The sequence below is a fragment of the Pseudochelatococcus sp. B33 genome, assembly GCF_053570585.1.
Window position 1 is genome coordinate 245,806 of sequence record NZ_JBSEFH010000005.1, and the last position, 15,522, is coordinate 261,327.

The 15,522-nt window shown below is 69.8% G+C and carries 12 protein-coding genes; 6 read left to right on the forward strand and 6 right to left on the reverse strand.

What is annotated here, in order from left to right; translation table 11 throughout:
* Positions 1-132: 132 nt before the first annotated feature.
* The 3 genes from ACUSIJ_RS07495 to dusA are packed head-to-tail and all read right to left on the reverse strand — an operon-like array spanning position 133 to position 3,055.
* Positions 133-1,302, reverse strand: coding sequence for a tetratricopeptide repeat protein (locus tag ACUSIJ_RS07495; protein WP_449307756.1), 1,170 nt, complete (start codon positions 1,300-1,302; stop codon positions 133-135).
* Entirely contained in the window at positions 1,299-1,958 is a 660-nt protein-coding gene (locus ACUSIJ_RS07500; RefSeq protein WP_449307757.1) for a thiamine phosphate synthase, read from the reverse strand. Before ACUSIJ_RS07500 ends, ACUSIJ_RS07495 begins: the two co-directional genes overlap by 4 nt.
* Positions 1,955-3,055, reverse strand: coding sequence for a tRNA dihydrouridine(20/20a) synthase DusA (dusA, locus tag ACUSIJ_RS07505; RefSeq protein WP_449307758.1), 1,101 nt, complete (start codon positions 3,053-3,055; stop codon positions 1,955-1,957). Before dusA ends, ACUSIJ_RS07500 begins: the two co-directional genes overlap by 4 nt.
* A gap of 664 nt (positions 3,056-3,719) precedes the next feature.
* On the opposite strand from dusA, the gene ypfJ reads away from it, so the two are divergent.
* Positions 3,720-4,607 (forward strand): KPN_02809 family neutral zinc metallopeptidase, encoded by an 888-nt coding sequence (gene ypfJ / locus ACUSIJ_RS07510; protein WP_449307811.1) that lies wholly within the window; start codon positions 3,720-3,722, stop codon positions 4,605-4,607.
* A 15-nt stretch (positions 4,608-4,622) separates the two neighbouring features.
* Here the strand turns inward: ypfJ and ACUSIJ_RS07515 are convergent, their stop codons facing one another.
* A complete protein-coding gene (locus tag ACUSIJ_RS07515; protein ID WP_449307759.1) occupies positions 4,623-5,828 on the reverse strand; it encodes an FAD-dependent monooxygenase in 1,206 nt (401 codons plus the stop codon).
* 28 nt (positions 5,829-5,856) lie between these two features.
* A complete protein-coding gene (locus ACUSIJ_RS07520; protein WP_449307812.1) occupies positions 5,857-6,132 on the reverse strand; it encodes a zinc-finger domain-containing protein in 276 nt (91 codons plus the stop codon).
* Between the two features lie 368 nt (positions 6,133-6,500).
* Here ACUSIJ_RS07520 and cydD point away from each other — a divergent pair, with 368 nt between their 5' ends.
* The 5 genes from cydD to cydX are packed head-to-tail and all read left to right on the forward strand — an operon-like array spanning position 6,501 to position 12,951.
* Positions 6,501-8,276, forward strand: a complete 1,776-nt coding sequence (gene cydD, locus ACUSIJ_RS07525; protein WP_449307760.1) for a thiol reductant ABC exporter subunit CydD — start codon at positions 6,501-6,503, stop codon at positions 8,274-8,276.
* On the forward strand, positions 8,273-9,991 hold the full coding sequence (gene cydC, locus ACUSIJ_RS07530) for a thiol reductant ABC exporter subunit CydC (RefSeq protein ID WP_449307761.1): 1,719 nt from the start codon (positions 8,273-8,275) through the stop codon (positions 9,989-9,991). Before cydD ends, cydC begins: the two co-directional genes overlap by 4 nt.
* A 57-nt stretch (positions 9,992-10,048) precedes the next feature.
* Entirely contained in the window at positions 10,049-11,641 is a 1,593-nt protein-coding gene (locus ACUSIJ_RS07535; RefSeq protein WP_449307762.1) for a cytochrome ubiquinol oxidase subunit I, read from the forward strand.
* Positions 11,642-11,646: 5 nt separating this feature from the next.
* A complete protein-coding gene (cydB, locus tag ACUSIJ_RS07540; protein WP_449307763.1) occupies positions 11,647-12,798 on the forward strand; it encodes a cytochrome d ubiquinol oxidase subunit II in 1,152 nt (383 codons plus the stop codon).
* 24 nt (positions 12,799-12,822) lie between these two features.
* Positions 12,823-12,951: a cytochrome bd-I oxidase subunit CydX gene (gene cydX, locus ACUSIJ_RS07545; RefSeq protein ID WP_449307764.1), complete on the forward strand. Its 129-nt coding sequence runs from the start codon at positions 12,823-12,825 to the stop codon at positions 12,949-12,951.
* Positions 12,952-13,016: 65 nt separating this feature from the next.
* Here cydX and ACUSIJ_RS07550 read toward each other — a convergent pair whose 3' ends face one another.
* The gene (locus ACUSIJ_RS07550; protein ID WP_449307765.1) at positions 13,017-15,374 is read right to left on the reverse strand and encodes a hypothetical protein; all 2,358 of its coding nucleotides are present in this window, start codon (positions 15,372-15,374) and stop codon (positions 13,017-13,019) included.
* Positions 15,375-15,522 lie beyond the last annotated feature (148 nt).

Consider the following 15,522-nt stretch of genomic DNA (forward strand, 5'->3'; position numbering starts at 1 on the left):
CCTTTATGACGGGCCGGAAAAGCACCGGCGCCGGACTGACGGATCGTGCAAAGAACAAACCCGCCACCGGCGGGATGCGAGATCTGGTGAAGGATGTTATCTGCCTTCGCGGGCAGCGATCGTCAAGGGCCGTCATGGCTCCAGGCCGAAGTTGATGTCCTCGGTGCGCTCGCGGGCGAGCGCCTCCGCACGCCCGCGCTCATCGGGCGAGAGGCTTTTCAGCGCGGAGTCGAGCCAGGGGTCGGCGCGGCCCTGCCTCGATGCCATCAGGTGCCACGCGGCGGCGCTGACGAGGTCGCGCGGCAGGCCCCGGCCCGCCGCCTGGATGCGCGCCAGGCGGTTCTGGGCGATGGCGTTGCCGCGCGCCGCGGCGACGGAGAAAAGGCGCGCGGCCCTTCCCTCGCTCGCCTCGATGCCGGTGCCGTTGAACAGCATGATGGCGAGTTCCACCTGGGCGTCGAGATAGCCGTTGGCGGCGGCGCGCGCCATCCACTGTGCGGCTGCGGCGGCGTCCGGTGCCACGCCCCGTCCCTCGCGCAGCAGCACGGCGAGCGCGTATTGCGCGTCCGGCACCTCGCGTTCGGCGGCTTGGCGCAGCAGGTCGATGGCGCGCGCGAGATCCGCCTGCTGGCGCTCGCCGATGAGCGCCACCGCTAGATTGTAGGCCGCGAGCGGGTGGCCGCGATCCACCGCTCTCTGCAGCAGCGCGAGCGCCTCGCCGTGCTTGCGCGACTTCTCGGGCTCGGCTGCGGCGGCGCCGTCTTCCAGCACGAGCATGGCGAGGGCGAACAGGGCGTTGGCGTCGTTCTGCGCGGCGGCGCTCTCGTACCAGCTTCGCGCTTTGGCCGGATCGCTCGCCACGCCGAGCCCATGCGCGTAGATCTCCGCCAGCAGGGTCATGGCGGCACCGTCTTGCGGATTGCGGCCGACGCGCAGCAGCGCACCCTGCAACGCGGCCTTGTAGAAGCCGCGCTGGTAATCGGCGAAAGCGTAGTCCGCCCGATAGTCGGGCAGGGTCGGCACAGCGGCCGCGTTGGCGGGCTGGTTGACCGGGGAGGGGAGGAAGCCCGGGTCCGGGCGCGGGACGGTTTCCAGCGGCGAACGGTTCTTCGACGAGCCGGATCCGTTGATGCCGAAGCCGCCCGTATACGGAATGGTGAGCGGCGGCGCTCCTGCGCCGTCTCCCTGCTGGGCCGGCGCCGTCTCCGGCGGAAGGCCGAACGCGGCCAGCGCCGCGCCCATGAGCGCCGTGCGGATGAACGCCGGCCGCTCCGGCCTCCGGGGCAAGATTTGCCGGCTCATGGGCTGCGACTCTCCGGCTCGTCGTCGCCGACGTCGGTCGTGTCGATGATCGCGCGCGCCTGCGCGATCGCCGCCGCCGGTCCGTCGGCATGCGACCAGACGGCGTGTCCCAGGCCGACGAACTCCGCCCCCGTCGCGGCGATGGCGCCGACGCTGTCGAGATCGGGCGCGAAACCGACACAAGGGACGGCGAAAATCTCCGCCCACCAGCCCACGCGCTCCAGCGTGGTCTCGAAGTCGGGCAGGCCACCGTCGGGAAACGGCTCTCCGAACAGCAGATAGTCGATGTCGGCTTCACCGATCGTCATGGCCTCGTGGCGGGTGTGCAGGCCGCCGACGCCGACGATGCGCTCGGGCTTCAGGGCATCGACGGCCTCGTCGACCGCCTCTCCCCGCGCGGCAACATGGACGCCGTCCGCGCCGCCCCTGGCCGCCACCGACGGGGAAGCCGCGACGAGCACGGCCGTGCCGGCCTTTTGCAACGCCGGCGCGATGGCCTTCAACTGCCTGATCTGCTCGCGTTCGTCGCTGGTGGCGAAGGACAGCACAATCGCGGCGACGTCCCCCGTGGCGCAGGCGGCGCCAAGCCGCTCGAGCGCGGCTGCGACATCGGTGATGGGAGGGGCGATGAGGAATATCTGGGCTTTGTCGGTCATGAGGCCCTCCGCAAGGGCGGGGTATCGGAAAGTTCGCGCTCGCTGTCGCGTTCGAGGTGGGCGATGGCGTTCCTCAGCACCGCGATGCCGGCATCGCGGTGCACGGCCTCGGTGGAGAGGTGGCGGCGGAAGAGCCGCGCCCCGCGCCGGCCGGGGAACAGCCCCAGCAACGGGCGGGTGAGCTGGTGCAGCCGCACGCCGCGCCGCAATGCGCCTTCGACATACGGAATATAGGCATCGAGCGCGGCGAAGCCATCGGCCACCGGCGGGGCCTCTCCGGTGGTGAGCGGATCGACGCCGAGCAGGATTTCCGGGTTCTGGTAGGCGGCGCGCCCGATCATCGCGCCATCAAGGGACATTCCTGCGAGGGGTATTCCTGCGAGCAGGCCATTGGTGCCCGCGATGGCCTCTTCCGCCGCTTCCAGCGAGGCCAAACCGCCGTTGAGCATGATCGGCAGCGCGGGGCGTGCCTGCTTCAGCCGATGGACGCGGCCGTAGTCGAGCGGCGGGATGTCGCGGTTCTCCTTCGGGCTCAGGCCCTTCAGCCACGCCTTGCGGGCGTGGACGACGAGCCCGTCCACACCGGCCCCGACGACGGCCTGCGCCAGCGCGTCGAGCGCCTCCTCGCTGTCCTGATCGTCGACGCCGATGCGGCATTTGACGGTGACGGGAATGCGGACCACGGCCTTCATCGCCGCCACGCAATCGCCGACGAGCGCAGGCTCGCGCATCAGGCAGGCGCCGAAGCGCCCGTTCTGCACCCGGTCCGACGGGCAGCCGACGTTGAGATTGATCGCGTCATAGCCCCAGTCGGCGCAGATGCGGGCGGCCTTCGCCAGATCGTCCGAGCTGGATCCGCCGAGCTGCACGGTCACGGGGTGTTCGGCGGGCGAGAAATCGAGGAACTTCGCGCGCTCGCCGAACAGGATCGCGCCGGTGGTGACCATCTCGGTATAGAGTTCGACGCGGCGCGACAGCAGCCGGTGAAACACGCGGCAATGGCGATCGGTCCAGTCCAGCATCGGCGCGACGGCATAGCGCGCGCCGCCGAAAGCGGTCGCGTTCGCGGATGCGATGGAACGGATGCCGGTTGTCATGGTGGCTTGTCTATCCGGTGACTGCTGCGGGCGGTTTCGGGCTGTTGCCGAGGCGAATCATTCCGCACCTTTGTATCACGATCCCGCCATGCTGCCTGTTCATACCGCGCCGGGCGCCGCTGGAGAATATGGTGCCGAGTGTCGGGATCGAACCAACGACCTACCGCTTACCATCCCACCTCGGCTTTCGCCGCCGCTCGGGCTTTCGCCGCCGTTTGCGTTCGTGGGCTGGACTATCCCTTCGCCATAGCCGGCGGGACTTGCGTCCCGCGAAAGCCTTAGGCGCTGCCCGTCTAGTCTCTACACCTTCCCCGCGCGGAGCGGGGCTTGGCTCGGGATTGGCGTGGCCTATCCCGGGCGGGACGGGCTTTAGCTTTCCCCGAATTTGGGCAGTTCTACGCCCGGAATTTCTTCCGGGGCACTCGTCAATTCAAGGCGGTTGCTCTACCAGCTGAGCTAACCCGGCAATCGGCGACCTTGTGCCACGAACGGCGCCGGCACGTCAAGTCTGGCCACGGTTCCGGCCCTGCCCGTGCGATCGCGGCCGGGAACGATTATGATCTCGCGTTGGTCCGCCGAGCGTTATAGATGAAGCATTCGGCGGCGGCGTCCGTTGGGAGCGGCCAACGGCGCCACGGAACTGTGAATGCGACGGGAGGACGGCATGCGGTGGGACAATTTTCGCCGGTCGGGCAATGTCGAGGACAGGCGCGGCGGCGGCCTGCGCCTGCCGGGAGGCGGCGGCGGACGCGGCGGGCTCGGCCTCGGCGCGATCGTGATTCTCGGCATCGTCGGCTGGGCGCTCGGCATCGATCCGCGCCTGCTGATCGGTGGCGCGGAGATGCTGACGGGGTCGGGCTCCGGCTACGTCGCCGAGGAGCAGGGCCGGACCGGCACGCCGACCGACCAGAGCGGGCAGTTCGTCGCGGCCGTGCTCGGCAATACCGAGGATGTCTGGAGCAAGGTGCTGCCCCAGCAGGCCGGCACGGACTACCGCGAGCCCGGCCTCGTGATGTACACCGGCGGCACGGGCTCGGGCTGCGGCGCGGCGCAGTCGGCCATGGGGCCGTTCTATTGTCCGCTGGATCAGAAGGTCTATCTCGACGTCGCCTTTTTCAACGAGATGCGCACGCGCTTTGATGCCGGGGGCGATTTCGCCTATGCCTATGTGATCGCCCACGAGGTCGGGCATCATGTCCAGAACCTGCTCGGCATCCTGCCCAAGGTGCAGCAGGCCCAGCAGCGCGCCTCGTCGCGGGCGGAGGCGAACCGGCTGTCGGTGCGCGTCGAGCTGATGGCGGATTGCTTCGCCGGCGTGTGGGCCTATCACAGCAACACCGGCTGGAACGCGCTCGAGCCGGGCGACATCGAGGCAGCGCTGAATGCGGCCTCGGCCATCGGCGACGACCGGCTGCAGCAGGCTTCGCAGGGGCGGGTGGTGCCCGATTCCTTCACCCACGGCACCTCGGACCAGCGTATGCGCTGGTTCATGCGCGGCTTCCAGTCGGGCAAGGTGGCGAGCTGCGACGCGTTCGCCGCTCAACAACTGTAGCGATGATGGCAGCGCTTACTCCGCCTGCCAGCCGTAGAGCCAGTCGTAGCGGGCGCTGAAGCGCTCGCCGCTCCAGCGGTGCAGCAGCATGTCGCGGATGAGCCCGATGACACCGGAGAAGTGGAATGAGCGGCTGTTGGCGCGCGATTCCTCCATCACCCGGCGCACGCGCGGATAACGCTCCTCCTCATAGGCCGCGAGCGCGGCGGGCGTATCGCCGGGATGAGTGGCGAGCGCCTTCACCAGCACGGCCGCGTCCTCGATGGCGAGCGCGCCGCCCTGTGCCAGGAAGGGCAGCACCGGGTGGGCCGCGTCGCCGAGCAGCGTGGCGTGGCGCAGGCTCCAGCGCACGGCCGGCAACGCGTCGTGGAGCGACCACAGCCGCCAGTTCTCGCCCGCGAGCAGCAGGGCGCGAAGGTCGGCGAGCCCCGGCGCAGCGAGGGAGGCGACGAGCGCGTCGAGCCGGTCGCGCTCCATCGGCATGCCCCATCCGTCGACCGCGCTTTTGGCACTCACGATGACGACGATGTTCCAGGCCTCCGCGCCGGCGACGGGATAATGCACGATATGCGCGCCGGAGCCGAGCCACAGCTCCGATTGTCTGGCGGCCAGCGCTCCGGGCACCATCCGGGCCGGCACGACGCAGCGCCAGGCCTCGAAATTGCGGAAGCGCGGCGGGTCGCCGTCGCCGATGACGGAGCGCAGCGTCGACCACACGCCATCGGCGCCGACGAGAAGCGGCGTGCGCACCGTCTGCCGTGCGCCGTCCCCGGCCTCGAAGGCGACGTCGGCGTGGTCCTCGCCGTCGGTCACGCCGGTGACGCCGCGCCCGACGAGCAATTGCACCTTCGGCTCGGACCGCACGGCGTCGAGCAGCACCCCGTGCAGATCGGCGCGCATGATGACCCAGTAGGGCGCGCCGTGCCGCTCCCGGATCGCCCGCCCCAGCGGCATGCTGCCCAGCGCCCGGCCGTCCCGCAGGCTGCGGATCAGGAGCTGTTCCGGCTCCACCGCGCGCCGGTTCAGGGCGGCGCCGAGCCCGAGCCCGATCAGAATGCGGCTGGCGTTGGGCGACAGCTGGATACCCGCGCCGGCTTCCACCAGCGCCGTACGCTTCTCGATCACGGTGACCGGTATGCCCCGCCGCGCCAGCATCAGCGCGACGGTCAGCCCGCCGATCCCGGCGCCGGCAACGACGACGGGTTCAGATGCGTCGCTCATCGAACGTTCCCGGTTCGAGGGGATGAATTCAGGCGGCGGAGGGGGCTGCCGCGACCGGTTCGCTCGCGTGGTCGTCCCATAGACATTCCGCCGGCAGGCACGTGCCTGCCGCGAGCGACGGGTCGAAACGGTAGAGCGTCGAGCAGTAGCTGCACACGGTTTCCGTATCGTCGCCCAGATCGATGTAGATGTGCGGGTGATCGAAGGGCGGCAGCGCGCCGATGCACATGAACTCGCGCGAGCCGATATGGACGACGCGCACGCCGGGCGTGTTGTGGAAATGGGGAATGGTGCTCGCGGCCATCGTTGAATCCTTCGCCAGAACGCGTCCTGTCATGGCACCATCGCTGCCGGGCGGCGGGCCGCCGGCGCGGGGATGCGTTGTCTCGCTTCAGTTCGCGGCAGGATTGGCCCGGCGGGTGAATGGCCCCGCGCGGCTGAATCCCGGTTCGCAGTGAGCGCACCATAATCGTTTGCGCTTTCAACGCCAACTGTCGTGTGACGTTTCGCCGCCATCGACGGCCATACCGTATTTTTCAGAATGATTGAAAATTGCACATAGTGATTGAAATTCGGCTTAATTGAAACTTGGCGTGCCCGTCGCCGCCGGAATGCGGATGCGGCGTCGGCCGCTACGCAGCGATGGGCGCAACTGCGACGGGTAGCGCGGTGATGGGAAATTCGGTTTCGGACGACACCGTATCGGCGCGGCTTCGCGGCGCGGGCGCGTCGCGGCCCGTGTCCGTGCCGGCGCGCCCGGCCGGGTCGTCGCGCACGTCCGCTTCCGCGCAGCCGGGGGGGCGCCCCTTGCAGGCGGGGGCGATCCTGCAGACGCTGGCTGCGCTCTGCTGGATTCCGCAGGCGGCCTGTCTGGCCTGGGCCGTCGGCGCGCTTGCCGGCGGCGCGGGTGCTCGCGCCATCCTGCCGCTGGCCGTTGCCCTGCTGCTGCTGGGATTGCTGCGCGCCGGGCTCGACGCCAGGGGAGGGCGGCTCGCCTTTCGTCACGCGCGGGACGACCTGTCGCGCCTGCGCGCCGCCGGCGTGCAGGCGCTCGCCCGCCGGTCGCCGTTCGATCGCGGGCGCCCCGCTTCGGGCGAAGCCGCGAGCGTCATCGCCGAGCAGGCGGACGCGGTGCTGCCCTACCTGTCGCGCTATCGTCCGGCGCGGGGCAAGGCGACGGTCGTGCCGCTCGCGATTCTGGCCGCCGTGCTGCCGTTCTCGTGGGTCGCGGCGCTCATCCTGCTCCTCGCCGCGCCGCTCATTCCGCTGTTCATGGCGCTGATCGGCCTGAAGGCCAGGGAGGCCAGCGAGGCGCAGATGCTGGAGATCGGCGGCATGAACGCTTTCCTGCTCGACCGCCTGCGCGGCCTTGCCACCATCCGCGCCATGGATGCGGTGGACGCGACGGCGACGCGCCTGCGGGCGTCGGCCGAACGGCTGCGCACGCGCACCATGGCAGTGCTGCGGGTCGCCTTCCTGTCGTCCGCGGTGCTGGAGCTGTTCTCGGCGCTCGGCGTGGCGATGGTCGCAGTCTATGTCGGCTTTCACTTTCTCGGCTCCCTGCCCTTCGGGGCGTGGGGCGGCAAGCTGACGCTGACCGAGGGATTGTTCATCCTGCTGCTCGCGCCGGCGTTCTTCGAACCCTTGCGCGAACTCGCCGCCGTCTGGCACGACCGGGCGGCGGGCGTCGCCGCCCTCGACGCGCTCGACCGGCTGTCGCAGCCGGCAGAACTGCCGCTGCCGTGCGGGATTGCGCCGGCTCATGAAACGGTCGCACACCCGCCCGCGGTGGCGGTCGAGCGGCTCGTGTTCGGCTATGGTGGAGAGCGCCCGGCCATCGACGGCCTGTCGTTGCATGTCGGCGCGGGTGAGAAGATCGCGATCACGGGCGCGAGCGGCAGCGGCAAGTCGACCCTGCTCGCGCTCATCGCCGGCCTCGTGGCGGCCGATGCCGGGGGGATCGTCGTCGGCGGCGTGGCACTCACCGACGAGACGGCGGCGCGGCTTCGCGCCCGCATGGCCTGGGTCGGCCAGAAGCCGCATCTCTTTGCCGGCTCCATGGACAGCAACGTGGCGCTTGGCCGCCCCGGCATCGGCAGGGCCGAGATCGACTCTGCCATCGGGCAGGCGGCGCTTGCCGAGGTGGTCCGCCGCAGGCGGCCGGGCGCGCCGGTGGGTGAGGGCGGCGCCGGCCTTTCCGGCGGCGAGGCCCTGCGGCTGGCGCTGGCGCGGGCGGCGGCCGATCCGCGCGCGGACATCATCCTGGCCGACGAGCCCACGGCCCATCTCGATCCGGAGACGGCGGCGCAAGTCCGCGCCGGCCTGTTGCGGATCGCGCAAGGCCGGACGCTGATCGTCGCCACCCATGACCCCGTTCTCATGGCTGACATGGACAGGATAGTAACATTGGACAGGGGAGTGACATTGCCGGCGGGGAGGCAGGGATGACGCCACGCGGACTGCGCCATCTGCGCCCGGTGCTGGGCCTGTTCGTGGCGGCGGACGGCGGGCGCCGGCGCGCTTTGCTGCTCGCCGGTCTGGCTCTGGCGGCGGCGACGGTGCTCGCCGGCGTCGCGCTGCTCGGCCTGTCCGGCTGGTTCATCACCGCGACCGCCATCGCCGGGCTCTCGACCGTCACCGCGCTGATGTTCGATGTCTTCGCGCCGGCGGCGGGCATCCGCTTCCTGGCGCTGGCGCGCACTGCCGCGCGCTACGGCGAGCGGCTCGCGACCCATGACGCCACGCTGTCCATCCTCGCCGCATTGCGCGAAAGGCTGTTTCGCGGCTTCGCGCGGGCAGGGGAGGCGCGCCGCCTTCTGGGCCGGCCGGCGCTGCTGCTGTTCCGGCTGACGGGCGATGTCGACGCGCTCGATTCGCTCTATCTGCGGCTGATCGTGCCGCTCGCCGCCGCGCTCGTCACCGCACTGCTGGCGGGGCTCGCGGTGGGGCTCGCCCACCCGGCGGCGGGCGTCGCGCTCGTTGCCGTGCTGTTGCTCGCCGGCGCCGGTGTGCCGCTTGCCTTGGCCAGCGCCGGCGAGAGGAGCGCACGCCGCCGCTCGCATGCGCTGGAGGCGCTGCGCGCCCGCACGATCGACCTCTCCGCCGGCCAGATCGAGCTCACGATGGCCGGGCGCGTCGAGGCGCAGATCGCGCATATCGGCCGCGCCGAGCGAAGGCTCGCCGATGCCGACGACCGGCTGAACCGGCTCGATGCCGCTGCCGGGGCAGCACTGGGCGCCACGTCAGCGGCGATCCTCGCGGGGATGCTGGTGGCCGCTGCCGCGCTGGTGGAGGCGGGGACGATCGGGGCGCCGGTCGCGGCCTTCATGCTGCTTGTCTCCTTCGCGGCGCTGGAGCCGTTCGCCGCCCTGCGCCGCGGGGCGCTGGAACTCGGGCGCACACTGCTCTCGGCGCTCCGCCTCGGCGGACGGCTCGATGCGCGCCAGGAAAGGCAAGTGACGCCGTGCGAGCGTCCCCCGGCCGGTCTGTCGGTGGCCGTCGACGATGCGTCCGTGTTTCATGACGGGGCGGACCGTCCCGTCCTCGACGGCGTGACGCTGCATGTGACGGACGGCGAGGTGGTGGCGCTCGTCGGCGCGAGCGGCGCCGGCAAGTCGACGCTGCTGGCGCTGATCGCGGGCGAGGTCGCTGCCCGGTCGGGGCGTGTCGCCGCGCGTCATCATGCCCTGCTGACACAGCGCGCCGAACTGTTTCAGGACAGCGTGCGTGACAACCTGCGCCTCGCCGCGCCCGATGCCGACGACGACGCCCTGTGGCGGGCGCTCACCGTCGCGGGCCTCGCCGCCGATATCCGCGCGCTCCCCCGGGGGCTCGACACGCCGCTCGGCGAGGGCGGTGCGGGCCTGTCGGGCGGGCAGGCGCGGCGGCTGACGCTGGCGCGGCTGCTGCTGCGCCCCACGCCCCTGTGGCTCGTGGACGAGGCGAGCGAAGGGCTCGACGCCGCCACCGCTCGCGACGTGCTGGCGCGGCTCCATCGCGCGGCCCGCGAGACGGGGCGCAGCCTCGTGATCGCCACCCATCTGCGGCGCGAGGCGCAAGCGGCGGACCGTATCGTCGCCATCGCGCGCGGGCGCGTCATTGCCGAGGCGCATCGCGACACGCCGGCATTCGGCGCGCTGCTCGGGCGCTTGCGGCCCGATTGATTTCAACCTGCCCGGCCAGGGCGGATGCAGAGGAGGCCGGCTCGCCGGCACGGGAATATGGAACTCGATATCGTATCGCTCTCGCGCTTCCAGTTCGCGCTCACGGCGCTCTACCATTTTCTGTTCGTGCCGCTGACGCTGGGGCTCTCCGTGCTGCTCGCCATCATGGAGACGGTCTATGTCATGACGGGCCGCCCCATCTGGCGGCAGATGACGCAGTTCTGGGGCACGCTGTTCGGCATCAATTTCGTGATGGGCGTCGCGACCGGCATCGTGATGGAGTTCCAGTTCGGCATGAACTGGAGCTACTACAGCCATTATGTCGGCGATATCTTCGGCGCGCCTCTCGCCATCGAGGGCCTGATGGCCTTCTTCCTGGAGGCGACCTTCGTCGGCCTGTTCTTCTTCGGCTGGGACAGGATGTCGAAGCTCGGCCATCTCGCCGCCACATGGGCGGTCGCGATCGGGTCGAACTTTTCGGCGCTGTGGATCCTGATCGCCAACGGCTGGATGCAGAACCCCGTCGGGGCGGTGTTCAACGTCGAGACCATGCGCATGGAGATCGACAGCTTCTACGAGGTCCTGTTCAATTCCGTGGCGCAGGCCAAGTTCGTCCATACCGTCTCCGCCGGCTACGTGACCGCTTCCATCTTCGTGCTCGGCGTCTCGGCGTGGTATCTGCTGAAGGGCCGGGTGCCGGAACTCGCCAAGCGGTCGATGACGGTCGCGGCCTCCTTCGGCCTGGCGTCTGCGCTGTCGGTGGTGGTTCTCGGCGACGAGAGCGGCTATCTCGCCAACGAGCACCAGAAGATGAAGCTCGCCGCCATGGAGGCGATGTGGGAGACGGAACCCGCGCCCGCCGGCTTCACCCTGTTCGGCTTTCCCGATCAGAAAACGCGCGAGACCCATTTCGCCATCCATATCCCGATGGTGATGGGCCTTATCGCCACCCGCTCGCTCGACACCCAGATCCCGGGCATCACCGAGCTCGTGGAGAACACCAACGGCAACATCCGCCGCGGCATCGTCGCCTATGACGCCCTGCAGCGCATTCGCGCCCTGCCGCGCGGCGAGGCGATCCCCGACGACCTGCGGACCGCCTTCGAGGACAACGGCCGCTGGCTCGGCTACGCGCTGTTGCTGAAGCGCTACGTCGACGATCCGCGCCTCGCGGACGAGGCGCAGATCGCCATGGCTGCCTGGGATACGGTACCGAATGTGCCGACCATGTTCTGGTCGTTCCGCATCATGGTCGGGCTCGGCTTCTACTTCATCCTGCTGACCGCGACGTTCTTCCTGCTGTCGGCGACGCGCCGGCTCGACCGCAGGCGCTGGCTGCTGCGGGTCGCCGTGGGGTCGATCCCGCTGCCGTGGATCGCGGCCGAACTCGGCTGGATCGTCGCCGAGGTCGGCCGCCAGCCGTGGTCGATCGAGGGCATCCTGCCGACCGCGGTCGCGGTCTCGGACCTCGGCATCGGGACGCTGCTCATCACCATCGCGGGCTTCGCGCTCATCTATACGGTGCTGTTCATCGTCGAGATGGGCCTTATGCTGCGCGCCATCCGCAGGGGGCCGGAGGACGGGGAGCACCACCCCGCGCCGGCCGCCCCCGCCCAAGCCGTTTCCGCTCAAGCCGTCGCCGCGGAGTAACCAAGATGATCCTGCACGAACTCATCGACTATCCGACGCTGCGCCTCATCTGGTGGCTGCTGCTCGGCGTCATCCTGATCGGTTTCGCGGCCATGGACGGCTTCGATCTCGGAACCGCCATCCTGCTGCCCGCCGTGGGGCGGACGGACGTGGAGCGGCGCGTCGTCATCAACACGGTCGGCCCGGTGTGGGAAGGCAATCAGGTCTGGCTCATTCTGGGCGGGGGCGCGATCTTCGCGGCGTGGCCGCAGCTCTACGCGGTGTCGTTCTCGGGCTTTTACCTCGCGATGTTCGCCATCCTGTTCGCGCTCATCCTGCGGCCGGTCGGCTTCAAGTACCGCAGCAAGCGCGACAGTGCGGCGTGGCGTTCGGCGTGGGACTGGGGCCTGTTCCTCGGCGGCTTCATTCCGGCGCTGATCTTCGGCGTCGCCATCGGCAACACCCTCCAGGGCGTGCCCTTCCGCATCGACAACGACCTGCGCATCTTCTATGACGGCACGTTCTTCGGCCTGCTCAACCCCTTCGCCCTGCTGTGCGGACTCGTCTCGGTGGCGATGCTGACCATGCACGGGGCGACATGGCTGGCGCTGAAGACGGAAGGCGTGGTGCGCGAGCGCTCCGTGCGCTACGGCCGGCTTGCGGCGCTCGCCACCATCGTCCTGTTCGCGCTCGGCGGCGTGGGCATCTGGCTCCTCGTCGACGGCTACGTCGTCACCAGCGCCGTTGACCGGGCGGGACCGTCCAATCCGCTGCTGAAGGAGGTGGCGCGCGCGCCGCATGGGTGGTTCGCCAACTACGCCGCCCATCCGTGGACGCTGATTGCGCCCGCTCTCGGCTTCCTCGGCCCGCTGATCGTGCTGGCGCTGATCGGCTCGAAACGCGAGATCCTGGCGCTCGTCGGCGGCATGGTCACGGTGTTCGGCATCATCGCGACCGTCGGCGTGTCGATGTTCCCGATCATCCTGCCCTCGAGCGAACAGCCGAACGCCAGCCTGACGGTCTGGGACACCTCGTCGAGCCACCTGACGCTGTTCATCATGCTGGCGGTGTCGCTGATCTTCCTGCCGATCATCATCGCCTACACCTCGTGGGTCTACAGCATCCTGCGCGGCAAGGTCACGTCCGACCAGGTCGAGGGCGGCGGCCACGCCTACTGATGGCGCACCGGAAAGGAGACGATCATGTGGTATTTCGCCTGGATTCTCGGATTGCCGCTCGCCGCCGCCTTCGCTGTGCTGAACGCGATGTGGTACGAGCTGATGGACGACGAGGCCAAGCAAAGGGAGGCCCGGCCGCGCAAGAGGCCCTGACCCCCAGCTTTACCGACGAAAGTGGATACCATTTTTCGTCGACAAAGCTGCGCAAAATCAAAAATCTAGAGCGCGAGCTTGCGCCGCTTGGGCTCCGGCTGGTCCGGCATGCCGGCCTTGAGCTGGTTCAGCGCCTCGTAGACGGCGACGACGGGAAGGGCCAGCCGCTCGGCCTCGCGCCGGGCGTCGTCCTGCGACTTGACTTTCCCGTATCCCGACGGCACGCGCTTGACCTCGCCTTCCTGATTTTGCGCCAGGCGTTCCTCGGGCGCCAGCGCCCAGAGCACCGGGCGGGCGGCGGCGCGCCGGTTCCTGTCCAGTTCCGCGGCCAGATCGTCGAGGATGGACTCGACCAGCGACGCGAACAATGTCGCGACTTTGACCAGACGTTGCGCCTGCGCCGCTTCCTCCGCGCTGACCGTCGCCTGCGGATTCTCCCTCAGGATCGCATCGAACTCGCCGTTCTTGACGGCGATCTGGGCATTGTACTGGGCGATGGCCTGGTCCAGCGCGTTGATCTGGCTGTTGAGGCTGCCGATCTGCGCCTCGATCGGCGGCTTCTGCCCGTTGAGCGTGTTCAGCTCCGCCGTGGCGCTGTTCTTCAGGGCGATGGCGGAAGCCCGCTGGCTCTCCAGCAAAGTCCTGGCGGCGGCGTCGTCTTCCGGGTCGAGCGCGTCGAGCTGCGATTGCAGGAAGGCGATATCGTCCGCCAGCGCGGCGATCTGCCCCGCGAGCTCCGCCCGCGCTGCTGCCGCCGAACCGTCCGTGAAGGCGGCCACCTGGCTGTTGAGCGGTGCGATGAGGCCGTTCAGGGCGCTGACCGTCGCGGAGCGTCCGGTCAGCGTGCCCTCCCGCTCGGCGAGAAGCACCGCATCCTCCAGATCCCGCACGTCCTGGGTGAGCTGCGTCACCGATGCGGCGATGAGCTGGGCTACGTTGGAGGCGACGATATCGTCGATCCGGCCGGAGGCTTCGTTGTCTCTGAGTACCTGCGACAGATTGTCGGACACGGCCGTCAGCGCGTCGATCTCGGCCTGAAACGCCTCGTCGGCGGGGAGGCCCGTCGTGTCCGGCAGGGCGGCCCTGTCGGCCTGGAGCAGCGCCACGAGGTCGTGCAGCGCGGCGATGTCGGCGGCATAGGCAGCGATGTCCGCCTGCGTCGCCTCCTCGTCCAGCCCGTCCCTTTCCGTCTCGAGCGCGGCGATGGCGGCGTTCAGGTTGTCGATCGACCGTTCCAGAGACCGGTCCGCGCCGTGCTCCCGCCGGGCGGAAGCCGCAATCTGCCCCTCGATGCTCGACGTAATGCCGAAGAGCAGGTTGGGGACGATGCGCAGTCCCTCGGCCGCGCCGGGGTCGGCGGGGGGCTCATCCCCCTCCCCGGAGTCGGCCAGCGCATCTCTCCGGGCGTCGACCTGCTCGGCGAGCGCGCCGAGCGCGGCGATCTGCGATTGCAGAGCCGCGATGCTGCCTTTCGTCTCGGGCGCGTCGGCCGTCTCGGAGGACGAAAGGTCCCCGATGTCCTCCTCCAGCGCGGCGATGGCCTTTCCGAGCGCTTCGGAGAAGCCTTCCAGCGTCCGGGCGGCGCCGGCCTCCGCATCGGGCGCCAGATCGTCCAGCACCGTCCGCAGCTCAGGGCTCAGCGCCGAGAGCAGGCCGATCTGCGCCTCCAGTCCGGCGCGGACGGCCGCGTCGCCGCCGCCCAGGGTGGCGAGGTCGGCGTGAAGCTGCATCAGCGAACCGTCGACCGCATCGGCGATGGCCTGCAGCGATTGCTGCGCGTCCGGCGCCGCCGCCGCCTCCAGCCCTGTGAGCCCGGCCTCAAGCTGCACGAGGCGTGCGCCGAGCCTATCGATCTGGGTTTGCAGGGCCTCTCTGGCGGTGACGTCCGCCCCCTCCTCGTCGTCGAGCGCGGCCAGAGCGGCGTCGATCTGCTGGATGAGCGTGTTCTGCGCGTTGATCAGGCCCTGCTTGGCGCTGATCTGGGCGTTCACCGTGTTGAGCGCGCTCTGCTTGGCGTCGCGGCTCGTCAGCAGGTTCTCGCGCTGTGTCTCCACATCGTTCCTGCCGTTCTCGATGGCGACGACTTCGGCTTCCAGCCGGGCCAGTTGCGCCGCCGCTGCCGCGTTCCCGGCGATGGCCGTCTGTATGCGTCCGCTCAGGGAGACGTTCTTGGCGTTTGCGTTCTCGAGGCGCAGCTTCTCGTTCTCGGCCAGCACCTCGGCCACGAGGACGGAGGTGTCGCCGCCGGCGGCGGCGGGGCCGGCGATGCCGAGCGGGCTCCCCGTGACCTGCAGGAAGCCGAGATCGAGGTAGGACGATGACGACGTCCCCGACGGGGTCGACGTCTGGGCGCCGGCATCGAACGGATCCTCGGGATTGATCAGAGGGGAGGATGCGCCACCGGCAATCGGGGAAGTCGACATGACACGGCTCTCCTGCATCGGAAATGAAACGAAGCTCGTCGGGCGTTGCGGCTCCATGCCCCGCCATTATGCATGCGACCCCGCTTCTCCCTGTGCCGAACGGCACGTTCGGACTTTGCAACGGCGTCGCGGCTCGCCGGAACAGCGC

Excerpts from the sequence above, each read along its gene's own strand:
- ACUSIJ_RS07495 (WP_449307756.1), bottom strand. The coding sequence starts at position 1,302 with ATGAGCCGGCAAATCTTGCCCCGGAGGCCGGAGCGGCCGGCGTTCATC.
- ACUSIJ_RS07500 (WP_449307757.1), bottom strand. The coding sequence starts at position 1,958 with ATGACCGACAAAGCCCAGATATTCCTCATCGCCCCTCCCATCACCGAT.
- dusA (WP_449307758.1), bottom strand. The coding sequence starts at position 3,055 with ATGACAACCGGCATCCGTTCCATCGCATCCGCGAACGCGACCGCTTTC.
- ypfJ (WP_449307811.1), top strand. The coding sequence starts at position 3,720 with ATGCGGTGGGACAATTTTCGCCGGTCGGGCAATGTCGAGGACAGGCGC.
- ACUSIJ_RS07515 (WP_449307759.1), bottom strand. The coding sequence starts at position 5,828 with ATGAGCGACGCATCTGAACCCGTCGTCGTTGCCGGCGCCGGGATCGGC.
- ACUSIJ_RS07520 (WP_449307812.1), bottom strand. The coding sequence starts at position 6,132 with ATGGCCGCGAGCACCATTCCCCATTTCCACAACACGCCCGGCGTGCGC.
- cydD (WP_449307760.1), top strand. The coding sequence starts at position 6,501 with ATGGGAAATTCGGTTTCGGACGACACCGTATCGGCGCGGCTTCGCGGC.
- cydC (WP_449307761.1), top strand. The coding sequence starts at position 8,273 with ATGACGCCACGCGGACTGCGCCATCTGCGCCCGGTGCTGGGCCTGTTC.
- ACUSIJ_RS07535 (WP_449307762.1), top strand. The coding sequence starts at position 10,049 with ATGGAACTCGATATCGTATCGCTCTCGCGCTTCCAGTTCGCGCTCACG.
- cydB (WP_449307763.1), top strand. The coding sequence starts at position 11,647 with ATGATCCTGCACGAACTCATCGACTATCCGACGCTGCGCCTCATCTGG.
- cydX (WP_449307764.1), top strand. The coding sequence starts at position 12,823 with ATGTGGTATTTCGCCTGGATTCTCGGATTGCCGCTCGCCGCCGCCTTC.
- ACUSIJ_RS07550 (WP_449307765.1), bottom strand. The coding sequence starts at position 15,374 with ATGTCGACTTCCCCGATTGCCGGTGGCGCATCCTCCCCTCTGATCAAT.